We start from the raw sequence: 25,000 nt of genomic DNA on the forward strand, positions 1-25,000 counted from the left end.
TTAACAGAATGCGAGGAAAACTACAAAAGCTTTTTTGCGCTTGGTTATGTTGAAACTCCCGATAAAAAATTAAACGAAATTTACAAAACCTCGCTTTATGACTTAAAGTGCTATACAACAAAACACTCTATCCCCATAGGTCTTAACAACGGGTATTGGCACGGAAGATACTTTGCATTTGATGAGTATTATAGCTTTTATGCACTGCTTGGAGCAAATCGGTTAGAGCTTGCAAAGCGAGTGCCCACATTTCGTGCTGATGTTTGTCTTGAAACTGCTATCCAATACGGAAGCGACTGCCACAAAAGAGAAGAAACGCAAGAAATGGCAAAGTTCTTGTGGGAAACAGGAGAAAAAGCTGACATTGAGCTTTCCCCCATAGGCACATGGCTTGACCATGTATTTCATATGCCTGTAATTGGCCTGGGCGCCTTTGAATTCTACGAGTATACAAGGGATAAGGACTTTTTGAAAAAATGTTACAGAATGATTCGTGCATGTGCAAAGTATTTTACGAATTATATGGTTTACCGCGACGGCGAAAGATTTTACATTGGTAAATGTACCGACCTTGAACGCCTTGGTGCAGCAGTTGAAAATCCATTTATGACATCTTGCGGAGCAATTAAATTGCTCGAATGCTGCGCAGAAGCATCTGAAATTTTAGAGATTGATATAGATTATCGCAAAGAGTGTAGGTTTATTGCGTCTGAGCTGCGTAAAAGCTTGCCTGTTGAAAAAGATATGTATGTTCCTCACACGGGCTGTACCCAAAAAAGCATTGCTGTTTTTGCAGGCAAGTTTCCGTTTCATGTAATTGATGATTATGACAAAAAACTTTTAAACGCGTGGGAAGATTTTGAAGAAAATGGTGAAAAATACGGTAATATGTATCCTATGGGAAGAAGAATTTCGCCTTGGTATGCGTGTTGGAAAGCAATTAGCTACGCGAGAGCCAATATGCCGGAAAAAGCATATCATGCTTTGACTGAAAGCTATGAATCGGCAGGTGTGTTTCATGAAATGTTTGAAATAAACGAACCTGCGGTAAGAATAAAACCTTGGTTTACCACAGCTTGCGGAATGTTTATTTCATCTGTAAATGAAATGCTGCTGCAAAGCGATGGAAAAACAGTGAATATTTTGCCGGCATTTCCGCTTGAAAAGGGAGATATCTCTTTCAAGCTTGCAATTAAGGGCGGTGCAGTTGCAGAGGTGAAGATAAAAGACAAAAACCTTGTGCATTTATGCATCACTTCAAATGGTGAAGATGTAACAAAGAACTTTGATATACTTTTTAAAGGGAAAAAATATCGGTAATATATTGGCAACCGTCATAAAAAAATATCCCTTTTACGCTCCTGAAGCCAGATGATATTCTTTATTAGCCGTCAGTGTTAGCCTGCGCTTTTTGCTTGACAGGAAATTCAAATTTTGCTATACTCGGGTTATACAACTGTGGTAAAAAGGAGCGTAAAAAATGAAAAAAGAGTTAAATAACGCGTCAAACCCCATCGCGCTGCTTCCGATTTTAGTTTTTTTAATTTTATATCTGGGACTTGGAATTTTGTTTGAATATGTCATGAAAATCAATATGGGATTTTACAGCATTCCCATTGTCGTTGCATTCATGGCAGCAATTTTGGTGGCCTGCCTGCAAAACAGAGGGCTAAAGTTTGACGAAAAGCTAAGTGTCATGGCAAAGGGCGTGGGCGACAAAAACATTATGACAATGATTTTAATCTTTTTAACCACAGGCATTTTTGTTGGCGTTTTGGGCCGCAGCAGCGCAGCAAGCGCCGCATATTTTTTGCTCAGCATTGTTCCTGCGCAGTTTTCCGTGGCTATTTTATTTCTTGTGTCGTGCTTCATATCCACCGCCATGGGAACGTCTACCGGCACCATCAGCATAATTGTGCCCATTGCTGTGAATGTTTCCGCAGCTTCGGGCTTTTCCATGCCGCTGTGCATTGCCTCGGTGGTGGGGGGTGCCATGTTCGGCGACAACCTGTCTTTCATTTCCGACACTACCATTGCCGCTTGCAGCACCCAGGGCTGCCCCATGCGGGACAAGTTCCGGGCCAACTTTAAAATTGCCCTGCCCGCAGCAGTTTTGACGCTCATTGTCATCATTGCCCTGTCCTTCGGCACTGAAATTAACAGTGTCGTGAACGAATCTTATAATTTGGTGGAATTGATACCTTATGTTCTGGTGCTGATTGGCGGCATTGCGGGGCTTAACGTTTTTGTGGTTTTGCTTGCAGGAATTGTGTCGGGAGCCGCCATTGTTTTCATCAGCGGCTCAGCCGCCCCAATTGAACTTTTGGCAAATGCCGGCGCAGGGGCGCAGGGCATGTTTGAAACCATTATTGTAACGGTTCTGGTTTCTGCCATGTGTGCGCTCATCAGAGAACACGGCGGTTTTAACGCTCTGCTGGCGTTTATAAAAAAACTGTTCCGGGGCAATAAAGGCGGCCAGCTCGGCATGGGACTGTTGGTAGGCGCTATGGACATTGCCACCGCAAACAACACCGTTGCCATTGTGGTAGCCGGCCCCATTGCAAAGGAAATGGCCGCAGAATATGAAATTGAACCGAAGCGCGCCGCGTCTATTTTAGACACGTTTAGCTGTATTGTGCAGGGCCTCATTCCTTACGGCGCACAGATGCTCATTGCCGTTTCCTGTGCAGCAGAGCTGGGCTTTTCGGTATCTGCCCTGTCCATTATTCCGTGGATGTTTTATCCGTTTTTATTGCTGTTAACTTCATTGGTTTATATTTTTCTTAGCAAAAGAACAAGAAAGGAATTCGCATAATGTTACACGAAAACACGCCGACTCTTGAAACGCAGCGGCTCATTTTACGTAAATTTACAAAAGATGATTTACCAGCCTTTTGGGAAATTATGAAAGATAAAGAGGTTAACACCTTTCTGCCCTGGTTCCCGTTGGAAACAGAGCAGGAAGCAACAGATTTTCTTACAAACAGATTTTTAACCTACTACGAAAAACCGTTTGCCTGCCGCTATGCGGTTTGTTTGAAAGAAAACAACATTCCCATCGGCTATGTCTGGCTCAGTGATTCAGAAAATCACGATTTTGGATATGGTTTAAAAAAAGAATTTTGGCACAAGGGCATTATCACCGAAGCTGCCGAAACGGTTGTGGAGTGGTTAAAAAATTCCGGACTTCCTTACATCACCGCTACCCACGACGTGAATAATCCCAGAAGCGGGGCCGTGATGAAAAAGCTGAGCATGACCTACAAATATTCCTATCTTGAGCAGTGGCAGCCAAAAAATATACCCGTCACATTCCGGATGTATCAGCGAAACTTTGACGAAAACGCTCAAACCTATATGGAATATTGGAACAAATACCAGGAGCATTTTGTCGAAGCAAATGTCATGTAATAAATTGGATTGCTATGACGGCACAGTAAAAACTGTGCCGTCTTTTTTGTAAAAAAAGCTTGACAAATATATCTTACAGGTGTAAGATATATTTGTATTACAGCTGTAAGAATATGCAAGGAGGTTATTGGAAATGGCACAAAATCAAGAAATCAGCGGTGCGGAGCTTACTGTAATGAAAGCACTGTGGCAAGGGAACTGCCCTATGAAAGTGCAGGACGTGTGCGATGCGCTGTCTGGCAGCAAATGGAAATATAAAACCGTGGCTACCCTGCTTCTTAGATTAGAGGAAAAAGGTGCGGTAATTTGCCAAAAGGACGGCAGAACGAATTGTTATACGCCGGTTTTAGATAAAGAGGAATATACAAAAGCGCAGACAAAAAACTTTGTGCAAAAGCTCTACAATGGTTCTGCGAAAGCCCTTGCAGTTTCTCTCTTTCAAAGCGACGACATGACAAAAGACGATATTGAAGAAATTAGAAAACTGTTTGACCTTTAAAAAAGGGGGAATCTTTTATGTTGACGCAAATTGCAAAAAGCGTGCTCCTGCTCTCTGTTTGCGGTGGTGTTTTGGGGTTGGTTTTGCTTTTGATAAAGCCAATTACAAAGCGTTTTTTTTCTCCAAGCTGGCAGTTTTACATCTGGCTTGTGGTTTTGGTGATTCTCGTTTTTCCCGTGTCGTTTTCTCTGCCTGCCAAAACGCCGGATGCGCAAGCCGTCACACAGACAGCGCAAAACACGGTGATTGATGACGCACTGAAAAGAAACACAGAAAATACTGTGCCTGTTTCTGAAGCGCAGGAGACACCCGTTCGCAGGCAAACTAATCCAGCAAAAGCTGCATGGCTTGTGTTTGCCGCTTTATGGCTGCTGGGCGCGATAGGCACCTTTTTGTATAAGATTATCCATTACGCTCTGTTTCTGAGGGTGGTAAATCAAAATTCATTTCCGGACTGCGGCAAAACCGTGCCGGACGTGATTGAAAACTTGCCTCCTGCCTTGTCGGTCCGCTGGACGGAGCTGTTAGACGCGCCGCTTGTTATCGGCGTGTTCTGCCCGGTTTTGTTTCTGCCGAAAAACGTCTGCGGCAAGGAAGACCTGCGCTATATTCTGCTGCATGAGCTGACGCACGTGCGGCGGCGCGACCTGTTATATAAATGGTTTGCAGCGCTCGTTTGCAGCGTTCACTGGTTTAACCCGGTGGTTTATGCCGTATCGAAGCAAATTGAGGAGGAATGCGAGGTCTCCTGCGACTACTGTGTTGCGCAGAATTTATCTGCACAGGAACAGATTGACTATATGCGCATGATTTTAAACATGCTGACAAACGCACAGCTTAAGGCAAGGCCCCTGACTACACAGATGGCAGGGAGCAAAAAAAACTTAAAAAGGAGATTTGAAATGATGAAAAATAGAAAGAAGAAAAGCAGGCTCACCGCAGCTGTTTCGGTTTTTGTTGCGGCGGTAATGCTGTCGGCAACAGCATTTGCAAGCGGCCTTTTGCAGAACACGGTTAACACCGATTATCGGATTGATTTTTTGATGAACGGCGCGAAAATGAACTTAACCAACGAGCCATTTATGAAAAACGGCGAGGTCTACCTGCCCCTGCGGGAAACCTTTGAAAAAGCAGGAGTTTTTCAGCAGGAAGAAAGCTACCTCAGTTGGAACGAAGGAAAAATTGCTCTGTGTGTAGCCATTGATGTGCCGGCGACGATAACAGGCGCAGACGGCGGCCACGAGGAACTGACAACATTTTTATACCGTTACGGGCTGGAAATTGGATTGCCACAACTTTTGTTAAATCCCGAAACAGAAAGTGCCAAGACGGAAAAGAAAATGGAAAATGCGCCGGTTTTAAAAGATTCCGTAGCCTACGTTCCGTTTTCCTATATTGACTATATGTTCAGCCACCAAATGGGAGATTTGGGCTATATCGCATACAATAAAAACGGGGCTGTTGTTGAAAGTATATCTGTTCCTTCAAAAGCGGACGGAGAAACGGTTGTATATAACGGCACTAATTTTAAAAATCCCTCCTCGGTTATGAACAGCTTTTTTGAAGCCTTTGCGGTTTCCGATTTTGAGGCTATGAAGCTCTTTTGCACGCAGAACTGCATTGACAAATATTTTCGTTATTTAGACGGCGGACCATATTTAGCAAACGTCTATGATATGACGAAAGCGTCTGTCATTTCAATGAACATTCCCTTTTCAACTGGTGCGGCAAGCGCCGAAAAACGCATTCAGGTAACGGTGGAATGTGAGCGCCCGGCCCATTCTTCCGTATGGGGCGGAAGACGGTCGTTTCAGGTGGTTTTAGAAAAACAGCAGGATGGAACCTACCGCATTCATGAATTTGAAACTGTAAACTAAAACAAGAAAGCCGCGAAGCTTAATTCGCGGCTTTTTGCTTTATTCTTTTCCTGCTTTTCTCTGAACTAATTTCACAAGCTCAATAATCGGAATAATTACCACAGCCAGCCCCATTGCAATGGCATATTCTAAAAGCGAGATATGCTCAAAGCCGAATGCGTCTGACAAAAACGGCACATAAATGACCGCGGTGGTTAAAATGAAGGACAGTATCATTGCGCCCCACAAAAATTTATTTTGATTTTTTAAGGAAAACACCGATTTGCGCCGTGACCGCATGTTGAACGAATGAAAAATTTCAACCATGGAAAGGGTTAAAAACGCCATTGTCATGCCGTCTGCACTGTTTACAATTTCCCATCTGCCGGCTTCAATGAAATGGCCGATAAAATATGCCGAAAGGGTTAAAATTGTTACAATCACGCCCTGTAAAACTACGTCTATTCCCATTCCGCCGGCGAAAATGCCGTCTTTTGCATTTCTGGGCGAACGGCGCATAATGTCGCCCTCGCTTTTCTCCATGCCCAATGCTAAGGCTGGGAAGCAGTCTGTAATCAGGTTAATCCACAATAGGTGCACCGGCTTTAACACCACAAACCCCAAAATGGTTGCAAAGAATATTGACAGCACCTCGGCAAGGTTTGACGCCAGCAAAAACTGAATGGCTTTGCGGATATTGTCGTAAATCCGGCGGCCTTCCTCCACTGCGGAAACAATGGTGGCAAAGTTGTCGTCTGCTAAGACCATGTCGGCCACGTTTTTCGTCACGTCGGTTCCGGTAATGCCCATGCCCACGCCAATGTCTGCGTTTTTAATCGACGGCGCGTCGTTTACGCCGTCGCCTGTCATGGCTGTCACTTTTCCCTCGGCTTTCCATGCTTTCACAATGCGAACCTTGTGCTCGGGCTGAACCCGGGCATAAACCAAAAAGGTTTCTATGTTTTGTTTTAGTTCCTCATCAGACATATCATTAAGCTGTGCGCCGGTAATGGCTTCGCCCTCCGGCGATAAAATTCCCAGTTCCTTTGCAATTGCGGCGGCGGTGTCTTTGTGGTCACCCGTTATCATCACCGGACGGATTCCCGCCTGCTTGCACTCGTCAATAGCGGCTTTCACCTCGGGGCGGATGGGGTCAATCATACCGGAAAGTCCTAAAAAGCAAAGGTTCTGCTCCAAATTGTCTGCTTCAAAGCTTTCGGGCGGCGCGTCATAGCTTCTCATTGCGCCGCAAAGAACGCGCAGCGCCCTGTCTGCCATATTTTTGTTTTTTTCTAAAATTGCTTTGCGTGTTTCGTCGTCCAGCTCCACCGCTTCTCCGTTTGCCCATACATGGGTACAGCGTTTTAACACCTCGTCCGGCGCGCCCTTGGTGAACTGCACAATGGCCCCGTTTTCTGTTTTATGCACCGTGCTCATCATCTTCCGTCCGGAGTCGAACGGCGCTTCCCCAATTCTGGGGCACTTTTGCTTTAATTCTGTTTTATGAAAGCCAAGCTTAAATGCGTCGTTTACCAAAGCACATTCTGTCGGCTCCCCCACTGCGTCATTATTTTCGTCCAACTCCGCATCGCTTGCTAACGCCATTGCCGTGGCAAGATAGTCTATGTCCGGCCCGGCGTGTTCCACAACCGTCATTTTATTCTGGGTCAGCGTTCCGGTTTTGTCGGAACAAATTACCTGGGTGCAGCCTAACGTTTCAACCGCCGTGAGCTTTCTTATCACCGCATTGCGTTTCGACATGTTGGTAACGCCAATAGACAGCACAATGGTAACCACAGCTGCCAGTCCCTCGGGGATGGCCGCAACCGCCAGACTCACAGCAACCATAAAGGTGTCGAGCATGCCCTGCCCCGTTATGTTGGGATAGGAGCGGAACACGTCCAGCGCAAAGATAAACACGCAAATTCCAATTACTAAAAAGCTTAACACTTTGCTCAGCTGGTTGAGCTTTTTTTGCAGGGGCGTTTCATCATCTTTGGCGGCAGACAGCGCGTCTGCAATCTTGCCCATTTCGGTGTTCATGCCCGTTCCCGTAACAACTGCCTGGCCTCTGCCATAAACAACCGTGCTGCCCATGTAGGCCATATTTTTGCGGTCGCCTAAGGGCACGTCTTTTTCATCGCCCAGCGACAATGCCGAAACAGCTTTGTTCACCGGAACAGACTCGCCTGTAAGGGCCGCTTCCTCAATTTTCATGCTGGCGCTTTCAATAATTCGTGCGTCGGCAGGAACAGCGTCTCCCGCTTCTAACACAATGATGTCGCCCGGCACTAACTCCTCGCTTTTCACTGTGATTTGATGTCCGTCGCGTATCACCTTAGAGGTGGCGGCTGTTATTTCCTGCAAAGCCGCAATGGCCTTTTCCGCCTTGCTCTCCTGCACAACGCCAAGCACTGCGTTAATTAAAACAACTATCATAATGATAATGACGTCGGCAAAAGATTCCCCTGCATAAACTGCTGTAACGCCCGAAATAACGGCGGCGGCAATTAAAATTAAAATCATGGGGTCTGCCAGTTCTTTTAAAAACCGCGCAGCAAGCGACACCTTTTTGCCCTCTTTGAGCTTGTTTGGCCCAAACTTTGCAAACCGTTCGGCAGCGCTGGCAGAGGTTAAACCATTTTGTGACGTCTGATTTTGCTTCAGCACTTCGCTGACTTCTGTTAAATACTCTTTCAAGCCGTTTCCCTCCTAAGTGTACTTCCTTTAGTTTATGAAAAAGAAAGACTCATATACGCCTCCGGCAGGATTTGTATATGAGTCTCATTCTTTATGGATAGACCAGGCGGCTTTGCCGCCATGATGTTGGTGCTATCCCGCGTCAATTTTACGCGGAATTACTCCCTCATAATGATGTCGTCTTGTCTTATGCAAACACGCCCAGGTGTTCCAGCAGAATTTTAACCGCCATTAAAATTAAAACAATTCCACCGGCAAGTTCTGCCCTGGACTTATATTTTAACCCAAACACATTCCCAATTTTCACGCCGGCGGCAGACAAAATGAATGTGATTGAGCCGATAAAGCAAACTGCAGGAACAATGTTCACATTTAAAAATGCAAACGTTACGCCAACTGCCAGCGCGTCGATGCTGGTTGCCAATGCCAGCGGCAGCATAGAGCGGAATGAAAACGAGCTGTTTAGTTCGTCGCCCGAGCCCCTCGACTCCCGAATCATGTTAATGCCAATAATGGTGAGCAGCGCAAACGCAATCCAATGGTCACATTTTTCAATCATAAAACGAAACTGCGTTCCCAAAAAAAAGCCAATCAGCGGCATGAGCGCCTGAAACCCGCCGAAATAAAGGCCTGCTGTAAGCGCGTGCTTTAAGTTTACTTTGCTGACAGACAGCCCCTTACAGACGGAAACCGCGAATGCGTCCATTGATAAGCTGACCGCAATCAGAAAAAGTTCGATTAATCCCAAATTGTTCCACCAACTTAAAATTATTTTTAAAAATACTCGCCGAATATAGACGATTATTATACCATATGATAGAAAAAATGTCAATAGAATAACTACTCATTGATTCTTGGATTGTCTGTTCTGCCCAGCAGGTAATCTACGGAACAATTGAAATAGTCCGCAATTATTTCTAACAATTCGGCTGAGGGTGTATAATGTCGTTTTTCCAAATCATATATTAAACTTTTTCTTATACCGCATGAATCTAACAATTTGGTAATGGAAACATTTTTTTTATAACATAATTCTTTAATAATTTTTGCTGTCTTTTCATGTTTCATAAAATTCCAATCCTTTTATCACTTATTTATGTTTGGATTGTCTGTTCTTCCTAACAAATAGTCTACGGAACAGCCCAAATAATCGGCCAATGGAACAAGGTACTCAGAAAAAGGTTCCCGCTCACCCGAAGACCATTCATACAGTGTGGATTTTGGAATATTTGTTTCTTTTGCAATCTGATATACGGATAAATCGTTTGCTTCTAGTTTTTTATTTAAAATATCTTTAAACATTCGCCGAACCTTCCTTAATGATTTATTTTCGGATTGTCCGTTCTTCCTAACAAATAGTCTACTGAGCAACCTAAATAATCAGCAATCTTTGCAAGATTTATAGACGAAATTTCTTGCCCATGAGCCAATTGAGAAATCAAGTTAATGCCAAATCCCAAATCGGATAGCATTTTTTGTAAAGTTACACTACGTTCCCTAGCACATTTTTTTATTCTGTTTGCAATTTTCTCAGTATAATAACACATTATATCTTCACCTACTTATTTAAAATTCTCGAATTATCCGTTCTACATAAGAGATAATCTACAGAACAATCAAGATAATCTGCAATTTGAGCAAGTTTTATTGATGATATAACCTGACCTTTTGCTAATTGTGAAACTGTGTTTATTCCTAAACCAATTTCTGAAAGCATCGTTTGCATTGTAACACCACGTAATTTTGCTTGTAATTTAATTCTTTCAGCAATTTTTTGTGTATTATACATAAATTTTGCACCTCTTTTTCAGTATTTTGCACAAATTTCATTTTATACAGTGATTCATCTTGACATTCACTGGATAACGTGATATAATCTGTTTGTAATCAAAAAAGGCACGAGTCCCCCATAGGAAAGATATACATAGTTCGTAGCAGATTTATTATATCATTTTGTGGCGGACCTTGTCAACGTATGATTACCACTAATAATCCCCCGGCGCGGAATGGCATGCCGTTCCGCGCCCCCATTTCGGGAGAGGTGAGTCACTTTTGGAAAACACAAAATTCCTTGAACTGGAAGAAGTTTTAAGGAAAAAGTTAGTCCTGTGCAAAAATTCCTTTTCAACTTCTGAATATGAACGCTTTGAAGACGAGGTTTTTGACATCTGCGGCGAGATGGAGATGGTTGTCTCCAAAAACGCGTTTGCGCAGGGTTATCTCGACGGTTTTCGCACAGCGGCAAACTCTCTGGCAAGAGTTTTAAGCCGCGAAAAAAGCGCCGCAGACTAATGTCTGCGGCGTTTTGCTTTTTGTTATTTTATTCCGCAGGGCGCGCTGTGTCAGAAACACAGTAGGGCGCAATGGAAACAAAGTTGTTCCACAAATACGCTTTCGCATATGCCGCTTCGGTTGTGTCACCGCAGGGAATAGAATAAGTTCCTGAGGTGTTGTTCATCAGTTCGTTTACGTTATAGGTTTCAACGCCAATCATTTCGTCGTCGCTGTTATACAGCGCAACAATGGCTACAAATTCTTCTGTGTCAAACGTGTCTGTAACAATGTTCACTTCTGCGGTTAAATCTGTTCCCCATGTGCCCGTGAACGCAATTTTACGGACTGCCGTGCGCAAAGACGGGGTGTAAATATAGTCTGCTCCAGCTGTTAAACCGGGCGTATATAGAAACCGGATATATTTACCTGCATCCTTTTCCGTAATGGTGTAGGAAGACGAAGCTCCTGCTCCGGTATCCCCTTCTGCCAGTTGTCCCCATGTTTTGCCGTCTTTTGAAATAAACACCCTTTGGAAACCAAAGTCCGCACTGCCGTCGAACTCTGCACTGCCCGAAATCACGCCGCCTACCTCTTTGCTGGTCGCGGAAATGGCAGATTCAAATTCCGGCAGAACTTCAAAGCTTACGTTGTCAATATCAAAATCTCCTGCCAGCGGAGTGGTGCCGTCTGTCATGGTAAAGGTAAGCTTCGGCGATGTAATCAGCGTGTCGGTGTTTTTTACAATTACTTCATAAGACGCCCATTCGCTGGTTAACTCTGCCTGGGTTGATGACGCAGTGTCGCCTTCTGCCTTGTAAATGGAAGCACCAAGTTTTGCCCCGGCAACGTCGCTCTTTGCGTCGAACTTAATTTTGTAAGTTACTGACGGGTCCATTGCAACGTAGGCGGAAAATCCGTCGGTTGCTGCGCCTGTTTGGGTTACGCGGGCAAAATTCCTGTCTGCTTCTGAAGCATTTACCGCGGTGGTTCCCGTTTCAGTGATCCACGGTTTATAACCCGCCTGTCTTTCGTGGCCGTAAACCAACGTGTCAAGCGAGTCTTCAAAATCGCCGTTGTAAACGCTTTCCAACTGTTCTAATTTTATTTCATCAATATAATATTCCATGCCAGATTTTCCGGCAAATTCAGCCAAAGCGCCTGTCATCTGCGAACCAGCCACGTTGTGTAATCTCGGATAAAACGAAACTACCCGCTCGTAACATTCCTCCGGAACTGTTTGGTTCGGCGTTTTAAAAATACATTCATAATACTGCCAGTCACCTGTCAGTGCGTCGTCATTTTTCATAATAATGTTATAAGTTACGGTTGGTGCACCGTCTTTTAACGTAAAATAAGAGTTTACATATCCATACAAATATAGTCCAATTGTAGAAAGCGAAGCATCTGTTTCATTAGCGGTGCCCTTAGCCCACCACGAGAACTTATAGGCCTGACCGGGTTTTAATTTTAAATTGCCAAAACTGACTCCGTCTGCCGTTTGACCTGTAGGTTTCACCAGTCTGCAGCCTGCGGTTCCATTTGCTCCGCCAATGTCGGTGTTGCTGGTTTCATTGGTATCGTTTACCAGATAAACCGGCCCCTGAGTCTCATCATTGCCGGTTACAAGCTCGTTTCCCGGAACAGGCTCAACCCGTAAATCGTCAATTAAATAGGTTCCCGTTTTTCTTCCGGCACGGAACTCTATCCTGGAATAACCGGAATAGGTTCCTGTAGGTGTCTGCGCATTTCCGGCATCCCCAGAGCTCATAGTATGTCCGTCATACGAAAGCTTCAGCCAACCGTCTGTCAGCTGTTCTACCTTGCTGAAATACACAATGTCGTGGAACGATTTTTCTGAACCACCGTCCTGTTTATAATAGTGATAGAACACAAACATTGCCCTGTTCCCAGCAAAATTTGTGTCTTCCATGTCCAATGGTTTAATGCACATAGAAATATTATACTTCTTGTCATTAGGAACATTTACAATTTTTTCCCAGGTTACGCCGCCATATTGCGGTTCAGAAACTTCTGATGCACCGTTTTGAATTTTTAGTGCGCCGTGGCTCCCACCAATGCCTTCTTCCACCCATTCTGATTTGGCGCCGCGGTCATCTCTGTAGTCCTTCACGTTTGTTTCAAACCCACGCCAAAACGTGTTTGAAACATCCGCCGCGCTAGCCGAAATGCCAAAAGTCGCCGCCAGGCTGAACACCATGGTAAGTGACAGCAGCAAGGAACATAATTTCTTCATTTTATCTCTCCCCTTCATTATTTAGTGAAAACTATTTGTTGTATGTATTTTATACATACAACAAAGGGGTATACCCCTTTGTCTATATTAATACAGTTGTATTTTATCATACTTTTCATAAAAATCAAAGGGGTTGTTTAAAATTCAGCAAAATGCATAATTTCGCCGCCATTTTTTGCATATAATGCACAATTTCTGCATGAGTGTCATAGTGTAAATTTGTCAGTTTGACCATTTGGCTGTGTCAGAATCATATCAGTGCCGTTGATTTCAAGGTCAAAATAGTCGGTTTTGTCCGGCGACTCCAAATGAATTTCGGTTTCATTTTTTGTTACGTGCCAGCCGCGGATTTGTTCCTCTTTATCAAAGCAAATTGTGTGCAGCAGAAGATTGGTTTTTCCCTCTTTCTGCGGCTTCCAGCGGTAGCAAAGGCCGCTCCCCTCTTTGCCCTGCCCATGAAAATTCGGTTCCGGGTGATAGTAGTCGTGGGCATAGCCCCAGCCAAATGAAAAGTCTGTGCCGCATACTTCCCCGTCAGCCGCCGCATACATAGAAAACAGCTTTACGGCGCTTTGCCCTTTGCGGAACACAATTCGTTCTTCATTATATATGTGCACCTTTAAATCGTTTTCCCGGTTATCCAGCGTGAAATTTGCACAAAGTGAAACAGGCTCGTCTGCTTCCACAAAATCTATAACTGCCATCATGTGGGGCAGCTTTACAAAAAAGGCGCGAACATATTTTTTCACCTCGCCGCCGTAGAGCTTTGTGCCGTCGGAAATCACCACATACATATCCCCCGCTGCTCTCGCGCAAACCAGGCTGTTAAGCGGCTCTGTGTAGTGGCGGACATCACCGGAAACCTCCTTTTGCACAAGTTCCCGCCCATTTTTAAAGATGAGCGCACAGTTGTGGCTTTCCGCATTACGGGAGCGCTGGTGGGCGTTTAAGCGGTAGCAGCAGTGGCCGGGGTCGTGGAAAAAACGCTCACCAAACACCTGAAGCTGAAAGCTGTTTTGGTCAAAATGCCGGTGGGCGGTAGCTGCAAGCGGTTTGTAACCCGCAGAAATTGCCAGCTCCGAGCCAGGGTTTTCCCACGCATCGCGCATGAAAATGTGCCCGTTTTCAAACACGTTAAATTCCGGAAGCAACGCCTGCTTGGGCGAAACGGCCGCTGTTTCGTAGGGATATTGAAAAACGCAGTAGCTGCCCGTATAGTGAAAGCCAAATGCAGAAAGTTCGTCTGACAAAAGGCTTTCCCCCTGATAAAGTTCCTCTAAAAGCCACTTTGCAAGGCCCCGGCTGCGTTCGTTTTTACTCTTTCGCGCAATTCGCGCCAAAAGGTCGCCAGAGGGCCTGTAAATATGCGCGCTGTCTCCAAAATTAAAAAACTGCGGCACGCTGCCGCCTATGCGGTTAACAACATGCTTTCCAATATAGCTGGAGGCATACCAGCCTGCAAGGTTTGCAAAAACTTCGGTGTTCAGTTTTTCTTCGTCTATGCCGAACCGTTCGGCCACCTCGTGAAAATGGGCCAGATTGTGGGCCGCATAGCTGGAATATTGCAGGCTTTCCCCATAGCTGTCTGAATTAAACGCCTCTTCCGCCATTTTGCAATATGTCAGTGCTCGCTCCATGGCCGCGCCGTCTGACAGCACCGCCGCGCAGGTTCCAAAGCCGTTTAACAGCACCATGAACCAGTTTATAATGCGCCCCTGAAAGGCGTTTCCTGCCAGTACTTCGGTAATATACCGCTCACAAAGGTGCAGGCCATAATTTCTTAATGCCGCCTCTATTTTATTTTTTTCTTCTTGATGGAACAGCGCATATCCGTTCACATAGGCGTCGCACAGCGTCACAGCAATGTGCGCCGTTTCCAGCGACCCAATGCAGGGCTTTTGCTTCGGCCTGTAAAAAGGCCCCAGCCATTCTTCCTCAGAGAGGGCCGCAATGTCAAGCGCGCGGTTTTTTATCCACTTGGCCGCCTCCTCGTCTTTTTCTGCAAGATAGAACACGCACACGTCCGACATGCGGCTTGAGCACACGTGATACCACGCGCAGGCGTCGCCAGAATGGGAGAAGCTGTCTGCTAAAATATGCTGTTTTGCCCGATTCTTCACTTCTTTATAAAGGGTTTTCACATGGCTGTCTTCCGGCTGGCTTAAAAACGTATTAATTTCCTCAGACTGAATAAACTGAATCACTTAAATCTCCTCCATTCCGTTCCTGTGGGCTTCTGTCAACGCTAAAATAAACGCGCCGTAGGAGTGCACTTCGTCTTTCGGCGGCACCAGGGCCAAATACTCTGCAATTTCACCCGTCCGCTTCGGGCAAAGGCACCCCGGGCAGGAGTTGTAGGTAGCAAAGTCGTTGTCAATAAAGCCTAAAAGAGCATTTATGCCTTTTTGAAATGCTTTTTTATAGCGTTCGTCCTTTAAAATGCCCCGCCGAATTCCAGCGCCTAAGCCGTAAAGAATTAATGCTGTGCCGGAGGTTTCATGCCAGGCGTCTTTGTCGGTCAGCTCCTGGTTCCACATGCCGCCGTCTGTCTGAACTTTTAACAGCGCATCTGTAAATTTCACATACTCGTTTCTTGCTTTTTCAAAATGGCGGGAGGTTTTTGGCAAATATGAAATTAAATCTGCAAAACCAACATATCCCCAGCCGTTTCCTCTGGACCAGTGATCTTTTGAAATTGCCTCCGGTTTTCCCGTAACAAAGCCCCGGCACTGGTGCAAAAGGCCGTTTTCTTTGTCTAAAAACAGCTCATACATCAAGAAGCACTGTTCTGCGCCAAAGTCAACATACGCTTCGTTGTCAAGCGCCAGGCCGGCAAACAGCATGAAGGGGGTAACACAGGTGACAACATCAATCCACACCTTGTCCGGCCCCACTTTTGCCGAAGTCAAAATGCCGTCCGCACTTTTGGGAGCCGCCAAGGTTTTGTCTGCATATTCCCTGGTTGCGGCATAAAACCGCTCTTTTACGTCCTTTGCTAAGGTAATCTTCCCAATTTTGTCAAGATAGGTGAAATATGCTTTCCCGTTTCCTCCTGCGGTGTAGCTGTCGAAATTGCCTACCATTTGGCCCGTTTTGTCGGGATAGGCGTCTAAAAAACCAATTACCTTCTTCAAAAACCGGGGACTTTCTAATTCCGCCGCGGCCTGCGCCGCGCCGTAGAACATCAACAGACCGTAATATTGAGACGGAACGTGCATTTTTTGATTTCTCAAAACTAGGTTTTGCGCCATGTCAAGAGGTTTCATTTTCCGTTCCTCACTTTACTTTTTAAATTTTGCCGTACATTCAAAGTCGATAGAGTGGATTTGCACATGGGACGGTGTCGTCATTAAAAAATAAATTATGTCCGACACGTTCTCCGCTGTCATCAACGCGGTTCTGTCTACCGGGCGGTCGCCCCAGAAAGGTGTGTCCACGCCGCCGGGATTTACTGTGGTCACGCGGATGCCCCTTTTGGCATACTGCAAAAACAGTCCCTCAGACAGCTTGTTCACCGCACCTTTTGCCATGCAGTAAACCGGCGCGTTGGCATTGGTGTTGCGGGCCGCCATGCTGCCGGTGTTAATAATCATGGCCGGGTCGTTTGCATATCCTGCAAAATGCTTGCTCATCAAAAACGAGCCTTTCACGTTCACATCCATCACCGTGTCATAAAGGCTTTCCTCCGCCTCGTCGTATTTGCAAGGCATGGACAGACCGGCCAGGTTTACCAGATAATCAAACTTTTTCTGCTTTTCCACCGCGGCTTTATAAAATTTTATAACTTCCGCTTCTTTGGTTACGTCTACGCTCATGGAAAAGCAATTTTCCCCAAGCTCCGATGCAATTGCCTTTGCCCCGTCTTCTGTGTGGCTGGCCGCAGCAATAAAAGCGCCGTTTTCTGAAAGCTTTTTACACAGCGCACAGCCAATTCCGCCGCTTGCTCCCGTTACAATTACGTTTTTACCTTTAAAATCCATGTTTATTTCCATCCTTTCTTCCTTTTAAAAATATCCGCCGTTTTGAACCACTTCAGAGGGCTTCATGCCCCCATCTACCATTTTTTTAATTTCCACTTCATTGTCCCTTATCTTTTCTGCTTCCACCAGAACCTCATAGGCAATATCTCTGGGAATACAGATACAGCCGTCAATGTCCCCCAGCATCACGTCTCCCGGGCAGATGGTAACTTTGCCAATGGTAACCGGCTTTTGATAGCCCGTTAAACGGAACCTGCCCAGCATGCCGCTTGAACTTCTGTAACGGCAAAACACTGGGAAGCCTTGTTCCAGCACGCGGTTTGTGTCACGCACGCCGCCGTCAACCATTGCGCCGCGGCAGCCCCGGGATTTTGCCGCCATGGTCATGATTTCGCCCCACTGGGCCGCGCTGTTGTCACCGCCGGTTGCCCAAACGCAAACCGTGTCTTTTCCGATTGCCTCCAGCATTTTGGCGCGCTCCTCCATTTCGCCCTCCTGCTCGGTGCTTTTCTCACCGCTGATGCAAAACGCAATACCCGCCACTTTCATTTCGTCTTTAAGCGGCATAATCGTTTCAGGAAGCGTTTGACTAAGCTTTCCCATAGCTCGGAGCACGTCGTTCACCATGGGCGTTGTCACGCCCATGTATCTTGCGCAAAGCTCCGCCTCCAAAATGGGAAACTGTTTTATCACTCGTTCCATTTTCTCACCCTTTTTATTTGGTATTTGATTTTATTTTATCACGTTTTTTTAAGCATTTCCATTAAAGAAACGATTTTTTCATATAGAAAACGCTTTACTTTTTTTACCGCCAATGGTATGATAAAATCAACACAAACAAGGGAGATTTTGAAAATGGGCTATGAAAATATGGATTTTGTGGTAACAGATGTAAACTATGTGGTGGAACGGCCCCACACAGCAAGCTGGGCGGTAAAAAATATATGTTTTGAGCAAAACTATGTTATGGCGTTTTCCGCCGACGGTTTTGTGACCTATGAAACAGACGGCAGAAAAATTTCTGCCGGGCCAAACGACGTTTGCATTTTCCCGCCGGGCAATGTCCGGTCAGGAAAAGCCGACAGACTGCATCCCTGGCATTTTGTTTCGGTGAATTTTGACCTTACGTTATATAAAAGAAGCAAAGCCGGTTATAACCGCAGCATGATTTATGTGCCTAAGGTTTCCGGCGAGGCGGGCCGTTTGTTTTTCACTCTTTCAAAGGTGTGGGCAGGAAAAGAACCGCTCTACCGCTTGAAAAGCCGCACAATTGTGCAGGAAATTTTAATATCTTTACTCTCTGCAAAAATGGAAAGCGCCGCGCCCGGCCATGGGCAGCTGGATTTTGCAAAAAAATATATTCAGGAAAACTTTACCGGAGATATTTCCCTTGAATTTTTAGCCGGCGAGGCCGGATTTTCACTTTCTCACTTTCGCAAGCTATTTACTGCATATTATGGGAAGTCTCCGAAACAATATATATTATATCTGCGTTTAAACAAGGCAAAAGACCTTTTGGCGGCCAATGAGTTTAACGTCAGCGAAACCGCGCGCCTATGCGGGTTTAAAAACGTATTTTATTTCAGCGACCTTTTTAAAAAAACGTTTGGCTTGGCTCCGAACGCGTTCCGCACCCAGCGGCAGGAAAAATCTTTTTGAAAGAAAAAAGGAAAAAAGCGTTTATTGTCGAATATAATAGGTAGAAGGAAGTTTACGTGTTTTTTAAAGGAGGTTTTCAATTGGCGCGGTTTTTGCAAAGTTCCATTGATGAAGTTCTTCGGCGCTGTGACATTGTTGAGGTTGTTTCGTCTTATGTTTCTTTGCGCAGAAATGGTTCCGATTATGTAGGCTTGTGCCCCTTTCACCGCGAAAAAACCCCCTCGTTCCACATCAGCGCTGACAAGCAACTTTTCTATTGTTTTGGCTGTGGAACGGGCGGCAATTTAATTGACTTTATCATGAAAATTGAAAACCTGGACTTTGTGGATTGCATAAAGTTTCTGGCCGACCGCGCCGGCGTTGTGCTGGAGGAGGAGGTTTACAGTCCTGCGGTGCAGAAAAGGCATGACATGCGGGAACGGATTTTAAAAATGAACAAGCTCGCCGCAAAGCATTTTGTGGCAAACCTTTCCACCGAGGCTGCCAAAGCGGCCCGGGGCTACGCTTCGAAACGGGGGCTAACCCGCGAAATTATTGCCACCTATGGAATTGGGTTTGCGCCGGAATCCTGGTCGGACCTGACTTCATTTTTAAACGGACACGGTTATAAAAATGACGAAATCGTTATGGCCGGCCTGGCGGTGAAAAACGACAAGGGCCACGTTTACGACAAGTTCCGCAACCGTCTGATGTTTCCCATCATTGACGTGCGGGGAAATGTGATTGCATTTGGCGGCCGCGCTTTAGGGGACGACGCCGCAAAATATATGAACTCGCCGGAAACGCCTGTTTTTCACAAGGGGGACAATGTGTTCGGCTTAAATGTGGCCAAGCAGTTCGGCGCAAAAGACGGGCTGATTTTGGTGGAGGGCTATATGGACGCTGTGTCGCTGCACGTTTACGGTTTCCCAAACGCCGTGGCAGGCCTAGGCACCGCTTTAACCGACGGACAGGCCTCTTTGCTCAAGCGATATTCTAACGTAGTTTACGTCTGCTATGACAGCGACGAGGCCGGGCAAAAAGCAGCAGACAAGGCAATTGATATTTTAAGTGCCGGCGGGGTGAAGTTAAAGGTTTTGTCCTATACTGGCGCAAAAGACCCGGACGAGTTTTTAAAAACCAAAGGGGTGGAAAGCTTTAAACAGGTAATTGCAAAAGCGCTTTCCGCCACGGAGTATAGAATTTTAAAGGCCAGGAAAAACTATAATCTTGTCGAATCAGACCAAACGGTTGAGTTTTTAGAAAAGGCCGCCGAAATTTTGGCGCAAAATCCCAACGCGGTGGAGCGCGAAATTTACATGAAACGAATTTCTCACGAAACCGATATTTCCGTAGAATCAATTTCGGCCCAGGTGAATAAACTGATTTATAACAAAAACCGCAAGCAATTAAAAATGCAGGAGCGGAAGGTGCAAAGCGTTAACAAACCTGACATGCTTCCGCGGGGGCAGACGGCCCAGCCCACCTCCGTTTATAAAGCGGAGCGAATGCTGCTGAATTTAATGTTTTTTAACAACTCCGCGTTTCGCACCGCAAAATCAGAAGTTTCTCCTGACGAGCTGACCGATTTAAAAAACAGGGATTTGTTTCAGGCCATCATAAAATTTAAAGAAAGTAACGACAGCTGCAACGCACCTGTGTTTTTGTCCTCCCTGCCGGAGGAAATGAAAGCCTTGGCGGCGGATATTTTATATAAAGAATATATGGGGGACTCTGTTGCGGCTGTGAAAGATAATATCAATAAAATTAAAAAGCAGAATTTGAATAACCGGATTAACAAGCTTGCCGCCGAGGGCAAAATTGATGAGATAAACGCTCTTATCAAAAAGGAAAACGAGAGGAGAAGCGAAATTGACTGAAGTTGAACAAAAGAAATCAGACGCCATTGCCAAACTGACTGCCAAAGGCCGCACCAACGGCATTTTAACCTACAAGGAGATTATGGATTCATTGTCGGAAATTGAAATGGAGCCGGAGCAAATTGAACATATATACGAGGTTTTAGAACACGAGGGCATCGAAGTAGTTTCTGACCTTGACAAGGAAATGGAAAAAATTGAGGAGGAATTTGAAGAAATTAAACCCTCCGAGGATATGGACATTAACGCCGAGGTAATGGAAATTTCGTCGGCAGAAGGCGTTTCCATTGATGACCATGTCAAGATGTATTTAAAAGAAATCGGCAAGGTTCCGCTTTTAGACGCAGAAGAGGAAATGGATTTGGCAAAGCGCATGTCGGAAGGCGACGTTACTGCAAGAAAGCGTTTGGCCGAGGCAAACCTTCGTTTAGTTGTCTCCATTGCAAAGCGTTATGTTGGCCGAGGCATGCTGTTTTTGGATTTAATTCAGGAGGGTAATTTAGGTCTGATTAAGGCCGTTGAAAAGTTTGACTATGCAAAGGGCTATAAATTCAGCACCTACGCCACCTGGTGGATTCGCCAGTCCATTACCCGCGCCATTGCCGACCAGGCAAGAACCATTCGAATTCCGGTGCATATGGTGGAAACCATTAACAAGTTAATTCGTGTTTCCCGCCAGCTGGTGCAGGAATTGGGCCGCGACCCGCACCCCAATGAAATTGCAAAAGAACTGAACATGTCGATTGACAAAGTGCGCGAAATTATGAAAATTGCCCAGGAGCCTGTGTCATTGGAAACCCCCATCGGCGAGGAGGAAGACAGCCACCTGGGAGACTTTATCCCGGACGACGACGCGCCGGCGCCTTCTGAAGCCGCATCGTTTATGCTGCTGAAAGAACAGCTGGGCAACGTGTTAGACACGCTTTCTCCCAGAGAATCAATGGTTTTAAAGCTGCGGTTTGGTTTGGAAGACGGCCGCGCCAGAACACTGGAAGAAGTCGGCAAGGAGTTCGACGTAACACGCGAACGGATCCGCCAAATTGAGGCAAAAGCTTTAAGAAAGCTGCGGCATCCTAGCAGAAGCAAAAAATTAAAAGACTATTTAGAATAAAAAATAAAACGCGGGATGTGCCCCGCGTTTTATTTTTTGCCTGTACGTCACTCTTCGTGTCATATTGTCACGTCGATTTTTGACAGAAAGCGTAATATACTGTAGAAACCCGAAACATCTACCATTTAATTCCAAATTATTTACAAAAATTGGTAAAAAGTACTTGAATTATAAAAATTAACGTGTTATAATAGTCTCATAACGGAGATGTAAATAATTACCAATTAATTCAAAAGACATCAGGAGGAATATGACATGATAAGAATTGTATTAGTAGATGACAACTTAGAGGTGCGAAATAGTTTGACAGAATATTTTCAAAATGTGCCGGACATAGAACTGGTTGGAACTGCAGAAAACGGAGAAGAAGGATATAAACAAATTTGCAATTTAAAACCCGATGTGGCAATTTTAGATATTGTAATGCCAAGGCTGGACGGTTTAGGGTTATTGGAGCGGCTGGCGCAAAACCAGTCCTGTGCAAATACCTGCTATATTATGTACAGCGCCATTGGCAACGATAAAGTAACACAAAAGGCAATTTCATTGGGCGCACACTATTATATCATGAAGCCTTGCAACGACTATGCCGTGATTGCAGACCGAATCCGTCAATTGTATTCTTTTATGAATATTCCGGCATCCATTCAGAGTATTTCAAAATCTAATGGAATTGCAAAAAATATGAACATGCCCATTGATGAGAACAATTTAGAAAGCGTTATCACAGACATCATTCACGACATTGGCGTTCCCGCCCACATCAAAGGCTACAACTATTTAAGAAACGCAATTGACTTGTGTATCCATGATGATGAGTTTATTAACTCCATAACAAAACTGTTATATCCCACCGTGGCAAAAAACTTCAGCACCACCTCCTCCAGAGTGGAACGCGCTATCCGCCACGCTATTGAAGTGGCATGGAACCGCGGCCGCGAGGAAGTATTGACAGACATTTTCGGCTATACCATCGACACCAACAAGGGAAAACCCACAAACGGCGAGTTCATAGCCATGATTTCCGATTCCATTAAGCTGAAAATGAAAAAAGCAATGTAACGGTGCCTTGAGAAACGCCCCCACCCTTCGGCCTGCGCACCATAGGATTTATGATACAAACCTCCCCCTAAGGCGCGCAGGCCGCTACTATAAAAATTATTTATATGCAAAAGGATAAAAACACAGCCTCTTTGGTTGTGTTTTTATTCGCTTTATGGTATAATTGACTGGCAAACGGAGGTTGTTGATATGAAAAAAGCAACAAGCGCGCTGACTGCGTTAGCAGGTGTTGTTATGGTTGCGTTTGCCGTCAGCGTTTTTTATGTGCCGAATAAAATCGTGAGCGGAGGTGTTTCCGGCCTTTCCACCATCATGTTTTATACGGCAGGGATTCCCACATCTGTTACATATGCGGCTGTGAACATTTTGCTGGCACTCATTGGAATTTGGGTTTTGGGAAAAGGGTTTATTTTAAAATCCTTTGTATGTTCCATGATTTTATCGGGCTTTATTGAACTATTCTCTTGGCTCCCTCCTATAACAGACAATATTCTTCTTGCGGCGGTTTTTGGAGGCGTGGTGTATGGGTTTGGCATTGGCCTTGCATTTTCGCAAAATGCCTCCACCGGCGGAACCGACATATTGGGCAGGCTGTTCCAGCACTTTTTTCCGCATATGCCAATTGGAAAGCTGCTTTTAATCATTGACGGAACAGTTATTTTAACGTCACTTTTTGTGTTCCGTGACATGGAGCTGATTTTGTTTGGTATTGTGGCGCTGATGGTATCATCTTTCGCGATTGACTATTTAATCCGCAAGCTGAACATTTCAAAACTTGCCTTTGTTATCACGAATAAAGGAAATGATGTGGCACGCTATTTAATTTCCACCTCTACCCGCGGGGTAACGGTGTTCGACGTGACCGGCGCCTATTCAAACGAGAAAAAAACCATGCTGATGTGTGCCATTAAAGAGCGGGAAATGCCAGCGTTTCAGAAAAAAATTGAAGAATTAGATGCGCACGCCTTTACTATTTTCTCAGAGTCCCAGCAAATTGTGGGAAACGGTTTTCACGTTTACAGATAGGGCTGTGGCACAAACATGAACGGAGGTTTTATATGAATCCAATTTTGCCATTAAGCGAATTTATTCCTGACGTAGAGGCGCACCAATTTTTGGACGGCCGACTGTATTTATACGGCTCTATGGATATCTGCGGCGAAGACAGATGGTGCAGCAAGCAATACAAGGTGTTTTCCACCGATGATATGAAACACTGGACTGACCATGGCATTAGCTTTTCAACAGATCAGCAGGGAATGGGAGTGTTTGCCGGCAGCATTCTCTATGCGCCGGACTGCATAGAAAAGAACGGCAAGTATTATCTTTATTTTTGTACGGCGGTTTTAAACGGAAAGGGATTGGCAAACGGCGAGGGCATGGCTGTCAGTGATAATCCTTGGGGTCGCTTTAAGGAGGTTCGGCCAATTCCCCTTGCCAACGAAGACGCAATTGACCCGGCAATTTTTATTGATGATGACGGTGCGGCATATCTGTATTGGGGGCAGTTTCGGTTACGGGGCGCGCGGTTAAAAGAAAATATGCGCGAAATTGATGAAGCCACATTAAACACCAATATCATCAACGAGGACAGTCATGGGTTCCACGAAGGTTCCTCCATGCGCAAACGCGGCGATACTTATTATTTGGTTTATGCCGACGACAGCAGCGGCGCGCCAACCCGGCTTTCTTATGCCATGGGCAAATCTCCTTTAGGGCCTTTTGAGCAGAAAGGGATCATCATAGACAACATCGGCTGCGACCCTTCTGTATGGAACAACCACGGCAGCATTGCGGAATTTAACGGCCAGTGGTATGTGTTTTACCATCGCCAAACCCATAACAGCAAGTTCAGCCGCAGAGTATGCGTTGAACCAATCACCTTTCAGGAAGACGGCTCCATCAATAGGGTGGAAATGACAACCCAGGGTATTGACGGCCCCTTACAGCCGGAAATGAAAATGGATGCCGGCCGCGCATGCCAGCTCAGTATGAACGCTTTTATTCAGCGGGACGGGAAAGATGAATATATTCAAGCTGTAACAGACGGCGACAGCGCCATATACAAATATTATGCGTTTGACGGAGCCCAAAGCAGCTTTACTGCCATTGTAAGGGGCGCAAAACGAAACAGTCAGATTGAAATTCGGCTGGACCATATTGCCGGCGAACTTTTGGGCGTTTGCCAAATTCCCCCGGCGCAGAATCCAGAACAATGGACAGAGGTTTCCTGTAAAATTAAAAAAGCAAACGGAAAACACGGGCTTTGCTTGGTGTTCAGAGGTTCTGGAAAAGACCTGTTTCAAATTCAGAAATTTTGGTTTTATCAGTGATT

23 protein-coding genes are annotated in these 25,000 nt (G+C 45.3%); 12 read left to right on the top strand and 11 right to left on the bottom strand.

Going from position 1 to position 25,000, the window contains the following annotated elements; genetic code table 11:
• The 5 genes from WIG73_RS03385 to WIG73_RS03405 all read left to right on the top strand — a co-directional run.
• Window positions 1-1,320, top strand: a 1,320-nt coding sequence (locus tag WIG73_RS03385; RefSeq protein WP_337399311.1) for a hypothetical protein, incomplete at its 5' end; no start/stop codon positions are given.
• Between the two features lie 160 nt (window positions 1,321-1,480).
• Window positions 1,481-2,815, top strand: a complete 1,335-nt coding sequence (locus tag WIG73_RS03390) for a Na+/H+ antiporter NhaC family protein (protein WP_337399312.1) — start codon at window positions 1,481-1,483, stop codon at window positions 2,813-2,815.
• The gene (locus tag WIG73_RS03395; RefSeq protein ID WP_249312888.1) at window positions 2,815-3,411 is read left to right on the top strand and encodes a GNAT family N-acetyltransferase; all 597 of its coding nucleotides are present in this window, start codon (window positions 2,815-2,817) and stop codon (window positions 3,409-3,411) included. Before WIG73_RS03390 ends, WIG73_RS03395 begins: the two co-directional genes overlap by 1 nt.
• Window positions 3,412-3,544: 133 nt before the next feature.
• Window positions 3,545-3,910, top strand: a complete 366-nt coding sequence (locus WIG73_RS03400; protein ID WP_337399313.1) for a BlaI/MecI/CopY family transcriptional regulator — start codon at window positions 3,545-3,547, stop codon at window positions 3,908-3,910.
• Between the two features lie 17 nt (window positions 3,911-3,927).
• Complete coding sequence (locus WIG73_RS03405; RefSeq protein ID WP_337399314.1) at window positions 3,928-5,787, top strand: M56 family metallopeptidase; 1,860 nt, start codon at window positions 3,928-3,930, stop codon at window positions 5,785-5,787.
• 39 nt (window positions 5,788-5,826) lie between these two features.
• On the opposite strand, the gene WIG73_RS03410 is transcribed toward WIG73_RS03405, so the two are convergent.
• The 6 genes from WIG73_RS03410 to WIG73_RS03435 form a co-directional block, all read right to left on the bottom strand.
• Window positions 5,827-8,466 carry a cation-translocating P-type ATPase gene (locus tag WIG73_RS03410; protein ID WP_337399315.1) on the bottom strand — a complete coding sequence of 880 codons (2,640 nt, stop codon included), beginning with the start codon at window positions 8,464-8,466 and terminating at the stop codon, window positions 5,827-5,829.
• Between the two features lie 187 nt (window positions 8,467-8,653).
• Window positions 8,654-9,172, bottom strand: a complete 519-nt coding sequence (locus WIG73_RS03415; RefSeq protein ID WP_337399333.1) for a manganese efflux pump MntP family protein — start codon at window positions 9,170-9,172, stop codon at window positions 8,654-8,656.
• 134 nt (window positions 9,173-9,306) lie between these two features.
• The gene (locus WIG73_RS03420; protein WP_249312877.1) at window positions 9,307-9,534 is read right to left on the bottom strand and encodes a helix-turn-helix transcriptional regulator; all 228 of its coding nucleotides are present in this window, start codon (window positions 9,532-9,534) and stop codon (window positions 9,307-9,309) included.
• An 18-nt stretch (window positions 9,535-9,552) separates the two neighbouring features.
• Window positions 9,553-9,768: a helix-turn-helix transcriptional regulator gene (locus tag WIG73_RS03425; protein ID WP_249312874.1), complete on the bottom strand. Its 216-nt coding sequence runs from the start codon at window positions 9,766-9,768 to the stop codon at window positions 9,553-9,555.
• A gap of 14 nt (window positions 9,769-9,782) precedes the next feature.
• On the bottom strand, window positions 9,783-10,013 hold the full coding sequence (locus WIG73_RS03430; RefSeq protein WP_177678731.1) for a helix-turn-helix domain-containing protein: 231 nt from the start codon (window positions 10,011-10,013) through the stop codon (window positions 9,783-9,785).
• An 11-nt stretch (window positions 10,014-10,024) separates the two neighbouring features.
• Complete coding sequence (locus WIG73_RS03435; RefSeq protein ID WP_177678733.1) at window positions 10,025-10,255, bottom strand: helix-turn-helix domain-containing protein; 231 nt, start codon at window positions 10,253-10,255, stop codon at window positions 10,025-10,027.
• Window positions 10,256-10,518: 263 nt separating this feature from the next.
• Between WIG73_RS03435 and WIG73_RS03440 the strand changes: the two genes are divergently transcribed.
• On the top strand, window positions 10,519-10,758 hold the full coding sequence (locus tag WIG73_RS03440; protein WP_177678735.1) for a hypothetical protein: 240 nt from the start codon (window positions 10,519-10,521) through the stop codon (window positions 10,756-10,758).
• A 28-nt stretch (window positions 10,759-10,786) separates the two neighbouring features.
• Here WIG73_RS03440 and WIG73_RS03445 read toward each other — a convergent pair whose 3' ends face one another.
• From WIG73_RS03445 to WIG73_RS03465, 5 genes are all read right to left on the bottom strand, one after another.
• A complete protein-coding gene (locus WIG73_RS03445) occupies window positions 10,787-12,994 on the bottom strand; it encodes a carbohydrate binding domain-containing protein (RefSeq protein WP_337399316.1) in 2,208 nt (735 codons plus the stop codon).
• A gap of 206 nt (window positions 12,995-13,200) precedes the next feature.
• A complete protein-coding gene (locus WIG73_RS03450) occupies window positions 13,201-15,198 on the bottom strand; it encodes a hypothetical protein (protein WP_249312867.1) in 1,998 nt (665 codons plus the stop codon).
• On the bottom strand, window positions 15,199-16,260 hold the full coding sequence (locus WIG73_RS03455) for a glycoside hydrolase family 88 protein (protein ID WP_249312864.1): 1,062 nt from the start codon (window positions 16,258-16,260) through the stop codon (window positions 15,199-15,201).
• A 15-nt stretch (window positions 16,261-16,275) separates the two neighbouring features.
• Window positions 16,276-16,974, bottom strand: coding sequence for an SDR family oxidoreductase (locus WIG73_RS03460; RefSeq protein WP_249312861.1), 699 nt, complete (start codon window positions 16,972-16,974; stop codon window positions 16,276-16,278).
• Between the two features lie 24 nt (window positions 16,975-16,998).
• The gene (locus WIG73_RS03465; protein ID WP_249312859.1) at window positions 16,999-17,676 is read right to left on the bottom strand and encodes an RraA family protein; all 678 of its coding nucleotides are present in this window, start codon (window positions 17,674-17,676) and stop codon (window positions 16,999-17,001) included.
• A 153-nt stretch (window positions 17,677-17,829) separates the two neighbouring features.
• Here WIG73_RS03465 and WIG73_RS03470 point away from each other — a divergent pair, with 153 nt between their 5' ends.
• The 6 genes from WIG73_RS03470 (at window position 17,830) to WIG73_RS03495 (ending at window position 24,998) form a co-directional block, all read left to right on the top strand.
• Window positions 17,830-18,633, top strand: coding sequence for an AraC family transcriptional regulator (locus WIG73_RS03470; protein ID WP_249312857.1), 804 nt, complete (start codon window positions 17,830-17,832; stop codon window positions 18,631-18,633).
• An 80-nt stretch (window positions 18,634-18,713) separates the two neighbouring features.
• Window positions 18,714-20,492 carry a DNA primase gene (gene dnaG, locus WIG73_RS03475; RefSeq protein ID WP_249312856.1) on the top strand — a complete coding sequence of 593 codons (1,779 nt, stop codon included), beginning with the start codon at window positions 18,714-18,716 and terminating at the stop codon, window positions 20,490-20,492.
• Complete coding sequence (gene rpoD / locus WIG73_RS03480; protein ID WP_249312854.1) at window positions 20,485-21,603, top strand: RNA polymerase sigma factor RpoD; 1,119 nt, start codon at window positions 20,485-20,487, stop codon at window positions 21,601-21,603. The genes dnaG and rpoD overlap by 8 nt, the downstream gene beginning before the upstream one ends.
• A 255-nt stretch (window positions 21,604-21,858) precedes the next feature.
• Complete coding sequence (gene spo0A / locus WIG73_RS03485; RefSeq protein WP_249312853.1) at window positions 21,859-22,665, top strand: sporulation transcription factor Spo0A; 807 nt, start codon at window positions 21,859-21,861, stop codon at window positions 22,663-22,665.
• A gap of 189 nt (window positions 22,666-22,854) precedes the next feature.
• Window positions 22,855-23,691 carry a YitT family protein gene (locus tag WIG73_RS03490; protein WP_249312851.1) on the top strand — a complete coding sequence of 279 codons (837 nt, stop codon included), beginning with the start codon at window positions 22,855-22,857 and terminating at the stop codon, window positions 23,689-23,691.
• Window positions 23,692-23,723: 32 nt separating this feature from the next.
• Window positions 23,724-24,998, top strand: a complete 1,275-nt coding sequence (locus WIG73_RS03495; RefSeq protein WP_249312849.1) for a family 43 glycosylhydrolase — start codon at window positions 23,724-23,726, stop codon at window positions 24,996-24,998.
• Window positions 24,999-25,000: the final 2 nt, after the last annotated feature.

This window comes from Congzhengia sp. (assembly GCF_037235575.1).
Lineage (GTDB): Bacteria > Bacillota > Clostridia > UBA1381 > UBA9506 > Congzhengia > Congzhengia minquanensis.

Bases quoted from the DNA above. Each gene is read 5' to 3' on its own strand.
- WIG73_RS03470 (WP_249312857.1), top strand. From the start codon at position 17,830: ATGGGCTATGAAAATATGGATTTTGTGGTAACAGATGTAAACTATGTG.
- WIG73_RS03460 (WP_249312861.1), bottom strand. From the start codon at position 16,974: ATGGATTTTAAAGGTAAAAACGTAATTGTAACGGGAGCAAGCGGCGGA.
- WIG73_RS03490 (WP_249312851.1), top strand. From the start codon at position 22,855: ATGAAAAAAGCAACAAGCGCGCTGACTGCGTTAGCAGGTGTTGTTATG.
- WIG73_RS03405 (WP_337399314.1), top strand. From the start codon at position 3,928: ATGTTGACGCAAATTGCAAAAAGCGTGCTCCTGCTCTCTGTTTGCGGT.
- WIG73_RS03430 (WP_177678731.1), bottom strand. From the start codon at position 10,013: ATGTGTTATTATACTGAGAAAATTGCAAACAGAATAAAAAAATGTGCT.
- WIG73_RS03455 (WP_249312864.1), bottom strand. From the start codon at position 16,260: ATGAAACCTCTTGACATGGCGCAAAACCTAGTTTTGAGAAATCAAAAA.
- WIG73_RS03415 (WP_337399333.1), bottom strand. From the start codon at position 9,172: ATGGACGCATTCGCGGTTTCCGTCTGTAAGGGGCTGTCTGTCAGCAAA.
- spo0A (WP_249312853.1), top strand. From the start codon at position 21,859: ATGATAAGAATTGTATTAGTAGATGACAACTTAGAGGTGCGAAATAGT.
- WIG73_RS03495 (WP_249312849.1), top strand. From the start codon at position 23,724: ATGAATCCAATTTTGCCATTAAGCGAATTTATTCCTGACGTAGAGGCG.
- WIG73_RS03420 (WP_249312877.1), bottom strand. From the start codon at position 9,534: ATGAAACATGAAAAGACAGCAAAAATTATTAAAGAATTATGTTATAAA.
- WIG73_RS03445 (WP_337399316.1), bottom strand. From the start codon at position 12,994: ATGAAGAAATTATGTTCCTTGCTGCTGTCACTTACCATGGTGTTCAGC.
- WIG73_RS03435 (WP_177678733.1), bottom strand. From the start codon at position 10,255: ATGTATAATACACAAAAAATTGCTGAAAGAATTAAATTACAAGCAAAA.
- WIG73_RS03425 (WP_249312874.1), bottom strand. From the start codon at position 9,768: ATGTTTAAAGATATTTTAAATAAAAAACTAGAAGCAAACGATTTATCC.
- WIG73_RS03465 (WP_249312859.1), bottom strand. From the start codon at position 17,676: ATGGAACGAGTGATAAAACAGTTTCCCATTTTGGAGGCGGAGCTTTGC.
- WIG73_RS03400 (WP_337399313.1), top strand. From the start codon at position 3,545: ATGGCACAAAATCAAGAAATCAGCGGTGCGGAGCTTACTGTAATGAAA.
- WIG73_RS03390 (WP_337399312.1), top strand. From the start codon at position 1,481: ATGAAAAAAGAGTTAAATAACGCGTCAAACCCCATCGCGCTGCTTCCG.
- WIG73_RS03395 (WP_249312888.1), top strand. From the start codon at position 2,815: ATGTTACACGAAAACACGCCGACTCTTGAAACGCAGCGGCTCATTTTA.